The following is a 15,399-nucleotide window of genomic DNA, read 5'->3' as shown; positions in this document are numbered from 1 at the left end:
GCGGGGGAGATGTCCGGCAGGACAGAGGGGGGCAACGTCGAGCGAAAACCTTCATCGATGGCGCTCCCCATGCACCACCCGCCGCAAATACCGCCCCCCGAGCGAGGTCAGCAACTCATACGCAATCGTCCCCGCCGCAGCCGCCGCCTCGTCGATCGGAATATTCGCCCCGAACAACTCGATCCAGTCGCCATGCCCCACGGCACCCGGCCCGAGATCGGTCACATCGAACAGCGTCAGATCCATCGTCACCCGCCCGAGGACCGGCACGCGCCGCCCCGCGATGAACCCATACCCACCTTCCTCCCGCGCCTCGCGCAAAGGCACGCCCGAGCCCGAAAGCGCGCGATGAAGCCCATCCGCATATCCGACGGCAGCGACGGCAATCAGCGTGTCGCGTTTCAGCGTCACCGTACCGCCATAGCTGACGGTCTCGCCGGCCTTCGCTGCGCGCACCTGCACGATTCGCGCTTCCACGGTCGCGACCGGCCGCATCGGGTTTGCGAGCCCTGCCTGCGGCGCACCGCCATAAAGCGCGATGCCGGGCCGCACGATGTCGAAGGCATAGTCGGCCGAAAGAAACGTCCCGGCGGAGTTCGCCAGGCTTGAAGCGACGCCTTTGAAGAGCCGCTCAACCGACTGGAATGATTCGAGCTGGTGTTGATTCGCCGGCGACGCGGGCTCGTCTGCGCAAGCTAGATGGCTCATGACGAGCCGCGGGGTCAGCGCCCGCGTCAGCTTGTTCTCGTGGAAGAACCGCGTGACCTGATGACCGCTCAGTCCGAGCCGGTTCATGCCGGTATCGACATGCAGCGCGCAAGGGCGCGGCCCGTCCGGCGCATCCCAGCCATACGCCTCCCATAGCGAGATGTCTGCCTCGTCGTTGAGGACCGGAATCAGCCGCGCCTCGCGATAGGCCTGCGCCGCATGTGGCTCGAAGAGGCCCGCGAGGACATAGATGTCGGCTTCGGGCAGGAGCTTGCGCAGAGCCATGCCTTCCTGCGGCAGCGCGACGAAGAAGACGCGGCAGCCCTCGGCCCAGAGCACCGGCGCGACCACCTCGATACCAACCCCATAGGCGTTCGCCTTGACGACACCAGCGACGCGCGCCGGCCGCGCCTTGGCCGCGAGCAGACGATAGTTTGCCGCCAGCGCCTCGACGTCGATCGACAGCCGGCCGCCGCAGATGCGCGGATCGATGTCAGCCGGATTCGCTGCGAAGAACGCCAACTATTCGAACCGCTCGGGCAGGTGATGCTCCTCGGCGAGGTCGGCAAAGCGGGTGAATTCGCCGACGAACGAGAGCGAAACGGTGCCCGTCGGGCCGTGACGCTGCTTGGCGATGATCACTTCGGCCTTGCCGCGTACCTCGTTCAGCTTCGTCTCCCACTCCTGATGCTCGAGCGTGTTGCGCTCGGGCTCCTTGTTCTTGAGGTAATATTCGTCGCGATAGACGAACAGCACCACGTCCGCATCCTGCTCGATCGAGCCCGATTCGCGAAGGTCGGAAAGCTGCGGCCGCTTGTCGTCGCGGCTTTCCACCTGACGCGAGAGCTGGGAGAGCGCGATGATCGGGACGTTGAGTTCCTTGGCCAGCGACTTCAGCCCGGTCGTGATCTCGGTGATTTCCTGCACGCGGTTCTGCGCCGACGCCTTGGACGAGCCCTGCATGAGCTGGACGTAATCGATGACCAGCACGTCGAGCCCGCGCTGGCGTTTCAGCCGCCGGGCGCGCGCGGAAAGCTGTGCGATGGAGATACCGCCGGTCGCGTCGATGAAGAGCGGGATTTTCTGCAGCGTCTGCGTGCAGCCGACGAGCTTCTCGAAATCCGCCTCGGTCAGGTCGCCGCGCCGGATCTTGGAGGAGGGCACCTCGGCCTGCTCGGAAATGATACGCGTCGCAAGCTGCTCGGCCGACATTTCGAGCGAGAAGAAGCCGATCACGCCGCCATTCTTCGCCTTGAACGAGCCGTCCGCCTGCATCTCCGGCTCATAGGCATGGGCGATGTTGAAGGCGATGTTGGTGGCGAGCGACGTCTTGCCCATGCCCGGACGACCGGCAAGGATGATCAGATCGGACGGCTGCAATCCGCCCATCTTGCCGTCGAGGTCGCGGAGGCCGGAGGAGACGCCCGACAGATGCCCGTCGCGCTGATAGGCGGCGGCGGCCATGTCGATCGCGGTCTTCACCGCATCGGAAAAGCTCTCGAAACCGCCATCGTAGCGGCCGGTCTCCGCCAGTTCGAAAAGGCGCCGCTCCGCATCCTCGATCTGCGCGGCCGGCGACATGTCGACCGGCGCGTCATAGGCGATGTTGACCATGTCTTCGCCGACCGTGATCAGCGCACGGCGTGTGGCAAGGTCATAGATCGCGCGGCCGTAATCGGCGGCGTTGATGACGTTGACTGCTTCTGCGGCGAGCCGCGCCAGATAGTGCGAGACGGTCATCTCACCGACCTTCTCCTCGGCCGGCAGGAAGGTCTTCAGCGTCACCGGATTGGCCATCTTGCCCATCCGGATCAGTTCACCCGCGACCTCGAAGATCTTGCGGTGCAGCGGCTCGTGGAAATGCTGCGCCTTCAGGAAGTCCGAGACACGGTAAAAGGCGTCGTTGTTGACGAGGACCGCGCCGAGCAGCGCCTGTTCGGCCTCGATATTGTTCGGGGCTTCGCGATAGAGCGGGGTCTCGACGGGTGCGAGCTTGCGAGCGGCTTCGGCCATTCCATGTCCATCTGTCGGATGCGCCGGACGGGACGAGAAACGTGAATCGCGGCTGGGTGACGAGTGTCTAGCGCGACTGCCCGAACGGACCAACGGCGAATCGCAAGATCAACATTACTTCACAGCCTGTACGCGGCCAAACACGATCGGTGATTGACATGTGCAAGCGCGCAACAGGCGGCTAAAGTTTTAGGCTTTGCGCCGTCGCCGCTGTTTTGGCGGATCGGTTTCGTGCGCCAGCACGCGTGCGGTTTCGACCATGTAGTCGCGGGTCAGCGGCAGCGTGTCGTTGCGCTTTGTCATCTGGATCTGGAACACCATCAAATCCTGCCAGCGAAACGCGCCCTCGGATGCGGCGAGGTAGAATTCCCACATCCGGCAGAAGCGCTCGTCGTAGAGCGCCTTTGCGCGCTCGCGATTGGCCGCGAATCGCTCGCGCCAGTGCCGGATCGTCTCGGCATAGTGGAGCCGCAGGATTTCGACGTCGGTCACCATCAGCCCGGAACGCTCGATCGAGGGCAGCACCTCCGACAGCGCCGGGATGTAGCCGCCGGGGAAGATGTGCTTGCGGATGAATGGCGCGGTCGCGGCCGGCGGCCCCGAGCGGCCGATAGCGTGCAGCACCATGACCCCGTCGGGCTTCAGGAGCTTGGCGGAGGTGTCGAAGAAGGCGCGGTAGTGGTTGACGCCGACATGCTCGAACATGCCGACCGAGACGATCCGGTCGAACCGCTCCTGCAGGCTGCGATAGTCGCGGATCTCGAAATGGACGTGCCGCTCCAGCCCCAGCCGGTGCGCGCGGTCGGTCGAGACCTTGTGCTGCTCGTCCGAAAGCGTGACGCCGAGGACGTCCGCGTCGAATTCCTGCGCGAGATAGATGCCGAGCCCGCCCCAGCCGGAACCGATGTCGAGGATGCTCAGGCCCGGCCGCATGGCGAGCTTGGCCGCGAGGTGTCGTTTCTTGGCAAGCTGCGCCGCATCCAGCGTCATGTCCGGCCGCTCGAAATAGGCGCAGGAATATTGCATGTCGTCGTCGAGGAAGAGCCGGTAGAGCTCGCCTGAAAGGTCGTAGTGATGCTTGACGTTCGCGCGCGAGCGGGGCGCCGGGTTCCACTGGTGGATGCGCTTGGCAAGCCGCCGCCCGATCTCCGCCGCCTTCAGCGTCGCCAGCCTGGCATAGGCGAGGTCGAGATTGGCGTAGGAGAGGCGTACGAAATCGATGAGGTCGCCTTCGATGAAATCCAGATCGCCGGCCATGTAGGCTTCGGGCACGGCGAGCGAGGGGTTGAGGGAGATGGCGCGTTCCGCAAGGCGCGTGCGGATCGCAATGTGGATCGGCGTTCCCGAGCCGTCACCGAACCGGTGCTGCTCGCCGCGTGCATCCGTCACGAGCAGATTTCCGGTTCTGACGAGCCGGCGGCCGAGACGTTTCAGCAACCAGAACATCGCAGGACCAAGAGGTTCGACACGATCCCCCTAACGTAGGGGAAGATCGCCGCGATTTGAAGGCCGTAGATCGGTCCACCAATGCGAAACGCCCGAACCAGAGGTCCGGGCGTTTCTGAAAGTCTGCGCTGATGAAGGAGAGCTTAGCGCTCCTCGCCCTCGTCGCCGGCAGCTTCTTCGCCTTCGCCGTCGTCTTCGTAATCCGCTTCCGGATCGAAGAAGGCGTCGGGGCGGGCGTTCTCGTTGATGTCGTCGCCATAGATGGCTTCGGCCGAATCGAGCGTCTCGCCGCGAGCCTGACGCTCGGCTTCATCGGCCGAACGCGCGATGTTGAGCGTGATCGTCACTTCGACTTCCGGGTGGAGCGCGATGGCGACGTTGGTCAGGCCGATGGTCTTGATCGGCTGGTTGAGCTCGACCTGGTTGCGGCCGACCGAGAAGCCCTCGGCGGTCACGATGTCGGAGATGTCGCGGGTGGAGACCGAACCGTAGAGCTGGCCGGTTTCGCCGGCCGAACGCACGACCACGAAGGTCTTGCCGTCGAGCTGGTCGGCGACCTGCTGGGCTTCGTTCTTGCGCTCGAGGTTGCGGGCTTCGAGCTGGGCGCGCTGGCCTTCGAACTTCTTCTTGTTGGCTTCGTTGGCGCGCAGCGCCTTGCCCTGCGGCAGAAGGAAGTTGCGGGCGAACCCGGCCTTCACCTTCACGGTCTCGCCCATCTGGCCGAGCTTGGAAATGCGTTCAAGCAGGATGACGTCCATGTCACTGTTCCTTGTCTTCGCGCCGGTTGTCCGGCGGGCAGGAACAGGAAGGAAGGGCCGCATGCGGCGTCTTCGGGCGCTGTCCTGCCGGTTGGCAGTTAGGAGCGGTGCGCTCCAACTCGGAATTTCTCGTCTCGCCGTCATGCCGAACATGGCGGGAGGGGTGTCGGAGGCGGCGAACCGCCTCCGACGAAGATGCTTACTTCACGACGTAGGGCAGGAGGCCCAGGAAGCGGGCGCGCTTGATCGCCTTGGCGAGTTCGCGCTGCTTCTTCTGGCTGACGGCCGTGATGCGGGACGGAACGATCTTGCCGCGCTCGGAAATGTAGCGCTGCAGGAGCTTGACGTCCTTGTAGTCGATCTTCGGGGCGTTGGCGCCGGAGAACGGGCAGGTCTTGCGGCGGCGGTGGAACGGCCGGCGCGTCGGGATCTGGTTGATGTCGACCATTATGCGCCAGCTCCTTCAGCCTGGTTGTCGCGCGGGCGGCGCGGGCCACGATCGTCGCGATCGCCACGGGGACCACGATCGTCACGATCGCGCGGGCCACGGTCGCGGTCGCCGCCGAAGCGGTCGCCGCGCGGGCCGCGATCGCCGCGATCACCACGGTCGTCGCGCTTCTGCATCATCGCGGACGGGCCTTCCTCATGCGCCTCGACCTTGATGGTCATGAAGCGCAGGACGTCTTCCGACAGACCCATCTGGCGTTCCATCTCCTGGATGGCAGCCGCCGGAGCGGTGATGTCCATCAAGGTGTAGTAGGCCTTGCGGTTCTTGTTGATGCGGTAAGTGAGGGACTTGAGGCCCCAGTTCTCGACCCGGCCGATCGAACCTTCATGCGCTTCGATGACACCCTTGTACTGTTCGACGAGGGCATCGACCTGCTGCGCGGAGAGGTCCTGGCGGGCAAGAAACACGTGTTCGTAAAGTGCCATGTTATTTGCCTTTCTTCGTTTCCCTGCGCGGCGCCAGCGGCTAAAGCCTCATCAACTTCTCTCACCCGCGAGGCGGGCGGAAAGGCTGTGGTCGAGACGGTCGAGAGCGGAGACACGGGAGGCCGAAGGCACCTGGCCTTCATTCATGTGCAATTCTTATCGAAAAACGCGCATGGCCCTCCGTTCAGCCCCCAGCTAGGACCGGCAGAGTGCGGCTCATATACACCATCTTCGCCGCAATGCAATCCTCGGGTGCCGGTGGGACGCCATTTGCCTGCCAGCCTTGACTTTCCGGCCCTGCCTGCGCCACACGCTTTGCCACGAATACGGACCGGACGACCAGAGGAGACGCGCCGTGGCGATTGCATTCACCTTCCCGGGACAGGGCAGCCAGTCGGTCGGCATGGGCAAGGACCTCGCCGACGCCTTTCCCGAGGCGCGCGCGGTCTTCGATGAGGTCGACGCGGCGCTCGGCGAGAAGCTTTCGACGCTCATGTGGGAAGGGCCGGAGGAAAAGCTGACCCTCACCGCCAACGCGCAGCCCGCGCTGATGGCCGTGTCGATGGCCGCGATCCGCGCCATGGAAGCGCGCGGCTTCGATATGAAGTCGAAAATCGCCTATGTCGCCGGCCATTCGCTCGGCGAATATTCCGCGCTCTGCGCTGCCGGCATGTTCTCGGTCGCCGATACGGCCCGCCTGTTGCGCACGCGCGGCAACGCCATGCAGGCGGCGGTGCCGGTCGGCGAGGGCGCGATGGCGGCGATCATCGGACTGGAGCAGGATGTCGTGCAGGCGGCCTGCGAGGAGGCGTCATCCAAGGGTGTGTGCCAGATCGCCAACGACAATGGCGGCGGCCAGCTCGTCATCTCCGGCTCGAAAGACGCGGTGACCGAAGCCGCCCGCATTGCCACCGAAAAGGGTGCCAAGCGCGCGCTGATGCTGCCCGTCTCCGCCCCGTTCCACTCGGCGTTGATGTCGCCGGCGGCGGACGCGATGCGCGTCGCGCTCGGCGAGGTCGACAAGAAGCCGCCGGTCGTGCCCGTCATCGCCAACGTCACCGTTTCGCCGCTCACCGATCCCGATGCCATCGTCAACAGCCTGGTCGAGCAGGTCACCGGACAGGTGCGCTGGCGCGAGACGATCGAGTGGTTCGCCGCGAACGACGTGACGACCCTCTATGAAGTCGGCACCGGCAAGGTCCTCTCCGGTCTTGCCCGCCGCATCAACCGCGACCTGACCCCGGTGTCGATCACGACGCCGCAGGATGTCGAGACCGCGCTCGCCAATTTGGCCTGATTCATCCGAAAGGAAGCCACATGTTCGATTTGACTGGAAAGAAGGCCCTCGTCACCGGCGCGACCGGCGGCATCGGCGAGGCGGTCGCCCGCGCGCTGCACGCGGCCGGCGCCACCGTGGGCATCCACGGCACCCGCGTCGAGAAACTCGAGGCACTGGCGGCCGAACTCGGCGAGCGCGTCAAGATCTTCCCGGCAAACCTGTCGGATCGCGAAGCGGTGAAGGAACTTGGCAAGAAGGCCGAGGCGGAGCTGGAAGGCGTCGACATCCTCGTCAACAATGCCGGCATCACCCGCGACGGGCTTTTCGTCCGCATGTCGGACGATGACTGGGATTCCGTCCTCGACGTCAATCTCGGCGCCGTCTTCCGCCTGACGCGCGAACTGACGCACCCGATGATGCGCCGCCGTTCCGGCCGCATCATCAACATCACCTCCGTCGTCGGCGTCACCGGAAATCCGGGCCAGGCGAACTACTGCGCCTCCAAGGCCGGGCTGATCGGCTTTTCCAAATCGCTGGCGCAGGAGATCGCGACGCGCAACGTCACCGTCAATTGCGTTGCCCCCGGCTTCATCGAATCGGCCATGACCGACAAGCTGAACGACAAGCAGCGCGAGGCGATCATGGGCGCGATCCCGATGAAGAAGATGGGCAAGGGCGACGACATCGCCGCTGCCGTCATCTACCTCGCCTCGGACGCCGGCGGCTACGTCACCGGCCAGACGCTGCACGTCAATGGCGGCATGGCGATGATCTGATCGTCTTCGCTGGAAACGGCGCGAGGGCGCTCTTTTCAACCGAAAAGCGAACGCTTTCGCCTTGGAACCAGCCCGGAAGTCGTGTAATCGGGCCGCAATTGCCGCCGGTACGGGGCAATGCAACCTCGTTCCTCACCGCAACGGAACAGTATGCCGCCTGCCGGATTTGAAGGCATCTTAAAGCTTGATTAGCCGCTATCGGGCGGCTAACGAAGACCGAACACCATACGCAAACCACAAACTCGAGGGTTTTTCGAAATGAGCGATACCGCAGAACGGGTCAAGAAGATCGTCGTCGAACACCTTGGCGTCGAAGCCGACAAGGTCACGGAAGGCGCGAGCTTCATCGACGATCTGGGCGCAGACAGCCTGGACACCGTCGAACTCGTCATGGCCTTCGAGGAAGAATTCGGCGTGGAAATCCCGGACGATGCCGCCGAGACGATCCTGACGGTCGGCGACGCCGTCAAGTTCATCGAGAAGGCCACCGCCTGATCCGATTGCCGCGCAGCGGAAACATGTTCACGATTTTGAGGGAGGACGGCCAATGAGACGCGTCGTCGTCACGGGCCTAGGCCTTCTGTCGCCTTTCGGCGTCGGTGTTGAACATGGCTGGAAAGAGCTTCTTTCCGGCAAAAGCGCTGCGCGGCCCATCGACCAGTTCGAGACGAGCGATCTGCCCTGCAAGATCGCCATGCCCATCCCGCGAGACATGTCGCAGGAAGGCGCCTTCGATCCTGACGCGTTCATGGAGCCGAAGGAACAGCGCAAGGTCGGCGACTTCATCCTTTATGGCGTCGCCGCGGCCGAACTCGCACTTGCCGATTCCGGGTGGAAACCGACCAGCGCGGAAGATCAGAACGCCACCGGCGTCATGATCGGCTCGGGCATCGGCGGCATCGAGGGCATCGCGGAAAACGCGCTGATCCTGCACGAGCGCGGTCCCCGCCGCATCTCGCCCTTCTTCATTCCCGGTAACATCATCAATCTGGTTTCCGGCCAGGTGTCGATCCGCCACGGCCTCAAGGGGCCGAACCATGCGGTCGTCACCGCCTGCTCGACCGGCGCGCACGCCATCGGCGACGCCGCCCGCCTGATCGCCTTTGGCGATGCGGACGTGATGCTGGCCGGCGGCGCGGAATCGCCGATCACCCGGCTGTCCATCGCCGGCTTCTCGGCCTGCAAGGCCCTCTCGACCGATTTCAACGACACGCCGCAAAAGGCCTCGCGCCCCTATGACAAGGACCGTGACGGCTTCGTCATGGGCGAGGGCGCCGGTGTCGTCGTGCTGGAAGAACTCGAACACGCCAAGGCGCGCGGCGCCAAGATCTATGCCGAAGTGGTCGGCTACGGCCTGTCGGGCGACGCCTATCACATCACCGCCCCGTCGGAAGACGGCGACGGCGCATTCCGCTGCATGACCATGGCGCTGAAGCGCGCCGGCCTGAAGCCGTCCGACGTCGACTACATCAACGCGCACGGCACTTCGACCATGGCCGACACGATCGAGCTCGGCGCCGTCGAGCGCTTGGTCGGCGATGCGGCGTCGAAAATCTCGATGTCCTCGACCAAATCGTCGATCGGCCATCTGCTCGGCGCAGCCGGCGCGGCCGAGGCGATCTTCTCCATCCTCGCCATCCGCGACAACATCGCGCCGGCGACGCTCAATCTCGACAATCCGTCGAAGGAGACGGAGATAGATCTCGTCCCGCACAAGCCGCGCGAGCGCGAGATCAACGTCGCCCTGTCGAACTCCTTCGGCTTCGGCGGCACCAACGCATCGCTCGTCTTCCAGCGCTATAACGGCTGATCGCTCCCGTCAGCCGTTTTGCGCGCGCAAAGAATTTGCCATATTGGCCGCTACTTTGCGTGGCGATTCCATTTGCATTCGAGAGTTCGAGGCCAGATGACCACTGATCCTGCAGGCGGGAACCAGCCCGGCCAGCCGCCCATGCCGTCGCGGCCCATTGTTGCGAAGTCGGGAAGCGAGGCATTGCGGCCGCAGGCCGGCACGCCTCCGCCGTCTCGCCGGTCGCGCCGGTCGCGCAGCCAGTTCGTCATCTTCATGAATTTCGTCATGTCCTGCATCGTCTTCGCGACGCTGGCGGCCGGCGCGGCGGTTTACTACGGCAAGGTGCAGTTCGAGGGTACGGGGCCGTCGGCGACGACGCAGACCGTCCTCATCCGCCCGAACACCGGCACCTCCGAAATCGCCGCGACGCTGGAGCGCCAGGGGCTGATTTCCGACGCCCGGATTTTCCGCCTCGGCCTTCGCGCCTATGGCAGCGACGCCAATCTGCGGGCCGGCGAATATGAAGTGAAGGCAGGGGCTTCCATGTACGAGATCATGGAACTTCTGAGGAGCGGCCGCTCCGTCCTCCATGCCCTGACCATCCCGGAAGGCTTCACCGTCCACCAGGCTTTCGCCCGCATCGCGGCGATGGAGGAACTCGAAGGCGAGATGCCGGCGGACCTGCCGCCGGAAGGCTCGATCGCCGCCGACACGATCCGCTTCACCCGCGGAATGAACCGGCAGGAACTGATCAGCCGCCTGACCGCCGACCAGCAGCGCATGATCGAGGAAATCTGGGCCCGCCGGGACGACGACCTGCCGATCGACACGATCGAGGAATTCGTCACGCTCGCCTCGATCGTCGAGAAGGAAACCGGCCGCGCCGACGAGCGCCCGCATGTCGCTTCGGTCTTCATCAACCGTCTCAACCAGGGTATGCGCCTCCAGTCGGACCCGACCTTCCTGTACGGAATCTTCGGCGGCGAGGGTAAGCCGTCCGACCGTCCGATCTACCGTTCCGACATCGAGAGCGACACGCCCTATAACACCTATCGCATCGCTGGCCTGCCGCCCGCACCGATCGCCATTCCGGGCCGTGCGTCGCTGGAGGCGGTCGCGAACCCGTCGCAGACTGACGACCTCTACTTCGTCGCCGATGGCAGCGGTGGTCACGCCTTCGCGCAGACCTTGGACGAGCACAACCGCAACGTCGCCCGCTGGCGCCAGATCGAGCGTGAGCGCCGCGAAGCGGGCGCTGCCCCGACCGATGACGACGCCGTTCTTGCGGACGAGGTCGTCGAGGACGAATAGCGGGCGCGAATTGGGGACGTGATGACCATCGAGAGCATGACGGGCTTCGCCCGCGCATCGGGACAGGCCGGCGAGGACCGGATCGTCTGGGAGCTGAAATCCGTCAACGGCAAGGGGCTCGACGCGCGCCTGCGCCTGCCGCCGGGCTTCGAAAGCATCGAGCAGCCTGCGCGCCAGGCGCTGCAGAAGACGTTCCAGCGCGGCAACATCTACGCCAACCTGACCGTCGCCCGTGTCTCGAGCGCATCGACCGCCGTCACGGTCAACGAGACCTTGCTGGTCGAACTTGCCACGCTCGCCCAGCGCCTCGAACAGGATTTCGGCATCGCGCCCGCCCGCGCCGACGGCCTTCTGGCTCTGCGCGGCGTGATCGAACTGCAGGAGAGCATTCTCGATGACGATGCGCGCGCCGGCCGCGACGCGGCCGTTCTCTCCGTCCTCGGCGAGGCTCTTGCCGGGCTGACCGAGGCGCGGCGCGAGGAGGGGCAGGCGCTGAAGGCGATCATGCTCGACCAGATCGACCGGATCGAAAGCCTGACCGAGCGCGCCGCAGCCGATCCGTCCCGCGATCCCGCCGCGATCCGCGCGCGCCTGGCCGATCAGGTCCGGCTCTTGCTGGAGACGGGTGCACCGCTCGACGAGGCGCGTCTCAACGCCGAAGCCGCCTATCTCGCGACCAAGGCGGACATCCGCGAGGAAATCGACCGTCTGCGGACGCACATCGCATCCGCGCGCACGCTGCTGGCCGGCACCAGTGCGGTTGGCCGGCGTCTCGACTTCCTTTCGCAGGAATTTAACCGGGAATCGAATACGTTGTGCTCCAAGTCGAACGCGGCTTCCATCACGGCGATCGGGCTGGAACTGAAGGCGGTCATCGACCAGTTCCGCGAACAGGTCCAGAATCTGGAGTAGGAATGCACAACGAACCTTCGTCCGTCGCGATCCGTCGACGCGGCCTGATGCTCGTCATCTCCTCGCCTTCCGGCGCGGGAAAGTCGACCATTGCGCGCAACCTGCTCGAAAGCGACCAGGGCTTCCAGCTCTCGGTCAGCGTGACCACACGTCCGCGCCGTCCGAGCGAGATCGACGGCGTCCACTATCATTTCCGCTCCAAGCGCGAGTTCGACATCCTGCGCGACAATGACGCCCTGCTCGAATGGGCCGAGGTTCACGGCAATTTCTACGCGACGCCGCGCGAGCCCGCGGAAGAGGCAATGGCGGCCGGCAACGACATGCTGTTCGACATCGACTGGCAGGGCGCGCAGCAACTTCGCGACAAGATGCGCGGCGATATCGTCTCCATCTTCATCCTGCCGCCGTCGATGCGGGAACTGAAATCCCGCCTGACGCGCCGCGCCGAGGACAATGCCGATGTCATCGAGGCGCGGCTGAAGAATGCGCGCGTCGAGATCGAACACTGGCGGGAGTATGACTACGTCGTCGTCAACGACGACCTCGACCGTGCCTTCCATGCCGTCGAGGCGATCGTGAAGGCGGAGCGACTGCGCCGCGACCGGCGTCCCGGCCTGTTCGAGTTCGTCAGCGGCCTGCTGGACGAGAAAATCTGACCTCGCGACGAGATGCTCAGATCGCCTGCGCGATCCGCACGAATTCAGCCACCGAAAGCGTCTCCGCGCGGCGTGTCGCCTCGATCCCGACGCGAGCGAGCAATGCCTCACCGCCAAGCGGTTTCAGGCTCTGGCGCAGCATCTTCCGGCGCTGGCCGAAGGCGAATTCCGTGACCTTCGAGAGTTTGGCGCCGTCGACGGGCAGGGGATTTTCCCGCGGAACGAGGTGTACGACGGCCGAGGTCACCTTCGGCGGCGGCGTAAAGGCCTGCGGCGGCAGGTCGAAGAGGATATCGGAATGCGCCCGCCAGCCGGAAAGCACGGCGAGCCTGCCATAGGCGTCGTCATCCGGCGTCGCGACGATGCGCTGCGCGACCTCCTTCTGGAACATCAGCGTGAGCGACGTCCAGTAGGGTGGCCAGGGCTCGACCGACAGCCAGCGCACGAGAAGTTCGGTGCCGATATTGTAGGGCAGATTGGCGACGATCCGGACGTCCTCGTGGCCAGTGGCGAGTGCGGCGAAGTCGGTCGTCAGTGCATCGCCCGAGATGACCGTGAGCCGGCCGAGATAATGTGCTGAGACTTCCTCCAGCGCGGCAAGGCAGCGCTCGTCGCGCTCGATCGCGATGACTTGCTTTGCGCCATTGAGAAGCAGCGCGCGTGTCAGGCCGCCGGGACCGGGGCCGACCTCGATGACGGTCGCGCCGGTCAGGTCGCCGGCTCCGCGCGCCACCTTGGAGGTGATGTTGAGGTCGAGCAGGAAGTTCTGGCCAAGCGACTTCTTGGCGCGCAATTCGTGCCGTGCGATCACGTCGCGCAGCGGCGGCAATCCGTCGATGCTCATGTCAGACGGCTCATCCGGTCGGCCATGTCGATCGCGGCGAGCAGGCTGTCGGGACGCGCGATGCCCTTGCCCGCAATGTCGAACGCGGTGCCGTGGTCGGGCGAGGTGCGCACGAAGGGCAGGCCGAGCGTGACGTTGACCGTCTCGTCGAAGGCCAGCGCCTTGGCCGGTATCAGCGCCTGATCGTGATACATGCAGATCGCCACGTCGTAGCTTTCGCGGGCGCGGGCATGGAACATGGTGTCGGCGGGCAGGGGCCCGAACGCATCGATGCCCTCGCCGTTCAAATCCTCGATCGCCGGAACGATCGTGTCGATTTCCTCGGTTCCCATCGCACCGCCTTCGCCCGCATGTGGATTGAGGCCGGCGATGGCAAGGCGCGGCCGGGAAATGCCGAAGCGGGCATGAAGATCGGCCGCAACGATCCGGCAGGTCGAGACGATGAGATCTCGCGTCAGGGCGGCCGGAATGTCGGCTAGCGGAATGTGGATGGTTACCGGCACCGCACGAAGCGCCGGGCCGGCCAGCATCATGACGGGTTGGACGGGATGACCGTAGCGGGCGGCCGCGAGATGGCCGAGATATTCGGTATGGCCTGGAAAGCGGAAGCCGGCTTCGTAGAGTGGCTTCTTCGAGATCGGCGCGGTGACGATGGCCCGGGCGTCGCCGTTGGAAACGAGCTCGACCGACCGTTCGATGGCCTCCATGACGCCCGCCGCATTCGCCCGGTCCGGAATGCCGGGCCGGTCGATGAAGCGATTGACGAGCGAAATGACGGGCAGGGCTTTGGCGAAGAGGTCGGAGCTGCGCTGCGTGCCGTCGATGCTTGCAATCTCGCCTTCGATCCCCATCAGCCGCATGCGGCTTTGCAGAATCTGCGGATCAGCGAGCACCGCGAATGGTGCGACCGGGCGCTCGCGCCGGGCGTTCCAGGCTTTCAGGATCAGTTCCGGTCCGATCCCGGACGGATCGCCGCAAGTAATGACGAGAGGTGCCGGCACGACGACCTTTCAGCGACGCGACGCGCCGGCGCTTGGCTTATCTCTGGACGATCTGGGCGCGTTCGCGTAGCTCGGCCGTGTACTTCTTGCTCAGATCGTCGGAATCCGCGCTGTTGCCGAGATTCTCGGCCTCGAACACCGCCTGCGCGACCGTATCGTCCGAAACCTGGCGGGCGCTGCAGATGCCGATGAACTCGACCCCGCGTTCGGTGTCGCGCACCACCGTCGCGTTGCCGGCGGAGGTCGACTTGATCGGGTCGGCCCATTCGGGCGGCAGTTGCGGTTCGAGCACGCGACCGAGATCGCGCACGGTCACGTCGATGAGGCCTCTTGCGAACTGAACGGTCGATTCGCAGCCCTGGAAGCGGGCACGCATCGCCTCGGCTTCGCGCCGGCGCGTCGCAAGACGGGCACCGCGCTCTGCGGCGGGGACGACGAAGATGACCTGCTGCAGCATGTATTCCGTCGCTACCGGCTTTTCGCCGCCCTGCTGAAGCATCCGCTGCACGGCGTCCTGCTCGCTGACGCGGCTGCCCTGATCGTGGCGCGCGCGTGCGGCGAGCGCCTGGCTCCAGCCCATCTGCGAGCGAATGAATTCGAGGAAGTGCTGCTTGGTCACGCCGGTCTGCGACATGACCTGGTCCATCTGGGCGGGGGACATGTTGTTGGAACTGGCGAAGCGCTGATAGGCCTGCGCGACGTCGTCGTCGGAGATGTTGATGTTGAGGCGGCGAACCTCGTTGCGGCGCAGGGCCTGCTCGATCAACTCGTCCGCCGCCGCCTGCTGGCCGCCCCCGCGACGCTGCAACTGCAGGAATGCGGCGCGGCGCTGGATGTCGTAGCTCGTGATCGGCGTGTTGTTGACGACGTAGCGCACTTCGCTCGTCTGCGCGAATGCCGGTTCGGGCAGGGCCGCGAAGCCGAGGGCGAGGGCGATGCTGGCCGAGAGCAGCAATGTCTTCATGCGTCT

At 65.1% G+C, this 15,399-nt stretch carries 16 protein-coding genes; 7 read left to right on the top strand and 9 right to left on the bottom strand.

Features of this window, described 5'->3' with window-relative positions; translation table 11 throughout:
* Positions 1-51: 51 nt before the first annotated feature.
* From alr to rpsF, 6 genes are all read right to left on the bottom strand, one after another.
* The gene (gene alr, locus ALII_RS0104915; protein WP_024586211.1) at positions 52-1,230 is read right to left on the bottom strand and encodes an alanine racemase; all 1,179 of its coding nucleotides are present in this window, start codon (positions 1,228-1,230) and stop codon (positions 52-54) included.
* The gene (locus ALII_RS0104910; protein ID WP_024586210.1) at positions 1,231-2,721 is read right to left on the bottom strand and encodes a replicative DNA helicase; all 1,491 of its coding nucleotides are present in this window, start codon (positions 2,719-2,721) and stop codon (positions 1,231-1,233) included.
* Positions 2,722-2,910: 189 nt separating this feature from the next.
* Complete coding sequence (locus ALII_RS0104905) at positions 2,911-4,167, bottom strand: cyclopropane-fatty-acyl-phospholipid synthase family protein (RefSeq protein ID WP_024586209.1); 1,257 nt, start codon at positions 4,165-4,167, stop codon at positions 2,911-2,913.
* 143 nt (positions 4,168-4,310) lie between these two features.
* Positions 4,311-4,925 carry a 50S ribosomal protein L9 gene (gene rplI, locus ALII_RS0104900; protein WP_024586208.1) on the bottom strand — a complete coding sequence of 205 codons (615 nt, stop codon included), beginning with the start codon at positions 4,923-4,925 and terminating at the stop codon, positions 4,311-4,313.
* Positions 4,926-5,124: 199 nt separating this feature from the next.
* Positions 5,125-5,373 carry a 30S ribosomal protein S18 gene (gene rpsR / locus ALII_RS0104895; protein WP_002963610.1) on the bottom strand — a complete coding sequence of 83 codons (249 nt, stop codon included), beginning with the start codon at positions 5,371-5,373 and terminating at the stop codon, positions 5,125-5,127.
* Entirely contained in the window at positions 5,373-5,858 is a 486-nt protein-coding gene (gene rpsF / locus ALII_RS0104890; protein ID WP_024586207.1) for a 30S ribosomal protein S6, read from the bottom strand. The genes rpsR and rpsF overlap by 1 nt, the downstream gene beginning before the upstream one ends.
* 355 nt (positions 5,859-6,213) lie before the next feature.
* Between rpsF and fabD the strand changes: the two genes are divergently transcribed.
* The 7 genes from fabD to gmk all read left to right on the top strand — a co-directional run bounded on the left by fabD (position 6,214) and on the right by gmk (position 12,584).
* Positions 6,214-7,155 (top strand): ACP S-malonyltransferase, encoded by a 942-nt coding sequence (gene fabD / locus ALII_RS0104885; RefSeq protein ID WP_024586206.1) that lies wholly within the window; start codon positions 6,214-6,216, stop codon positions 7,153-7,155.
* A 20-nt stretch (positions 7,156-7,175) separates the two neighbouring features.
* On the top strand, positions 7,176-7,913 hold the full coding sequence (gene fabG, locus ALII_RS0104880; protein WP_024586205.1) for a 3-oxoacyl-[acyl-carrier-protein] reductase: 738 nt from the start codon (positions 7,176-7,178) through the stop codon (positions 7,911-7,913).
* A gap of 258 nt (positions 7,914-8,171) precedes the next feature.
* Positions 8,172-8,408: an acyl carrier protein gene (locus tag ALII_RS0104875; protein WP_024586204.1), complete on the top strand. Its 237-nt coding sequence runs from the start codon at positions 8,172-8,174 to the stop codon at positions 8,406-8,408.
* Between the two features lie 52 nt (positions 8,409-8,460).
* Positions 8,461-9,723: a beta-ketoacyl-ACP synthase II gene (gene fabF, locus ALII_RS0104870; RefSeq protein ID WP_024586203.1), complete on the top strand. Its 1,263-nt coding sequence runs from the start codon at positions 8,461-8,463 to the stop codon at positions 9,721-9,723.
* A 96-nt stretch (positions 9,724-9,819) separates the two neighbouring features.
* Positions 9,820-11,016: an endolytic transglycosylase MltG gene (mltG, locus tag ALII_RS0104865; RefSeq protein ID WP_024586202.1), complete on the top strand. Its 1,197-nt coding sequence runs from the start codon at positions 9,820-9,822 to the stop codon at positions 11,014-11,016.
* A 21-nt stretch (positions 11,017-11,037) separates the two neighbouring features.
* Positions 11,038-11,928 (top strand): YicC/YloC family endoribonuclease, encoded by an 891-nt coding sequence (locus ALII_RS0104860; RefSeq protein WP_024586201.1) that lies wholly within the window; start codon positions 11,038-11,040, stop codon positions 11,926-11,928.
* Between the two features lie 2 nt (positions 11,929-11,930).
* Positions 11,931-12,584, top strand: coding sequence for a guanylate kinase (gmk, locus tag ALII_RS0104855; protein ID WP_024586200.1), 654 nt, complete (start codon positions 11,931-11,933; stop codon positions 12,582-12,584).
* A gap of 16 nt (positions 12,585-12,600) precedes the next feature.
* Here gmk and rsmA read toward each other — a convergent pair whose 3' ends face one another.
* The 3 genes from rsmA to ALII_RS0104840 are packed head-to-tail and all read right to left on the bottom strand — an operon-like array spanning position 12,601 to position 15,393.
* The gene (gene rsmA, locus ALII_RS0104850) at positions 12,601-13,428 is read right to left on the bottom strand and encodes a 16S rRNA (adenine(1518)-N(6)/adenine(1519)-N(6))-dimethyltransferase RsmA (protein WP_024586199.1); all 828 of its coding nucleotides are present in this window, start codon (positions 13,426-13,428) and stop codon (positions 12,601-12,603) included.
* Complete coding sequence (pdxA, locus tag ALII_RS0104845; RefSeq protein ID WP_024586198.1) at positions 13,425-14,429, bottom strand: 4-hydroxythreonine-4-phosphate dehydrogenase PdxA; 1,005 nt, start codon at positions 14,427-14,429, stop codon at positions 13,425-13,427. Before pdxA ends, rsmA begins: the two co-directional genes overlap by 4 nt.
* Before the next feature lie 37 nt (positions 14,430-14,466).
* Positions 14,467-15,393, bottom strand: coding sequence for a peptidylprolyl isomerase (locus ALII_RS0104840; RefSeq protein WP_024586197.1), 927 nt, complete (start codon positions 15,391-15,393; stop codon positions 14,467-14,469).
* Between the last annotated feature and the right edge of the window lie 6 nt (positions 15,394-15,399).

The organism is Aliihoeflea sp. 2WW, assembly GCF_000497755.1.
Taxonomy (GTDB): Bacteria; Pseudomonadota; Alphaproteobacteria; order Rhizobiales; family Rhizobiaceae; genus Aliihoeflea.
This window is presented reverse-complemented; position numbering and strand designations above follow the sequence as displayed.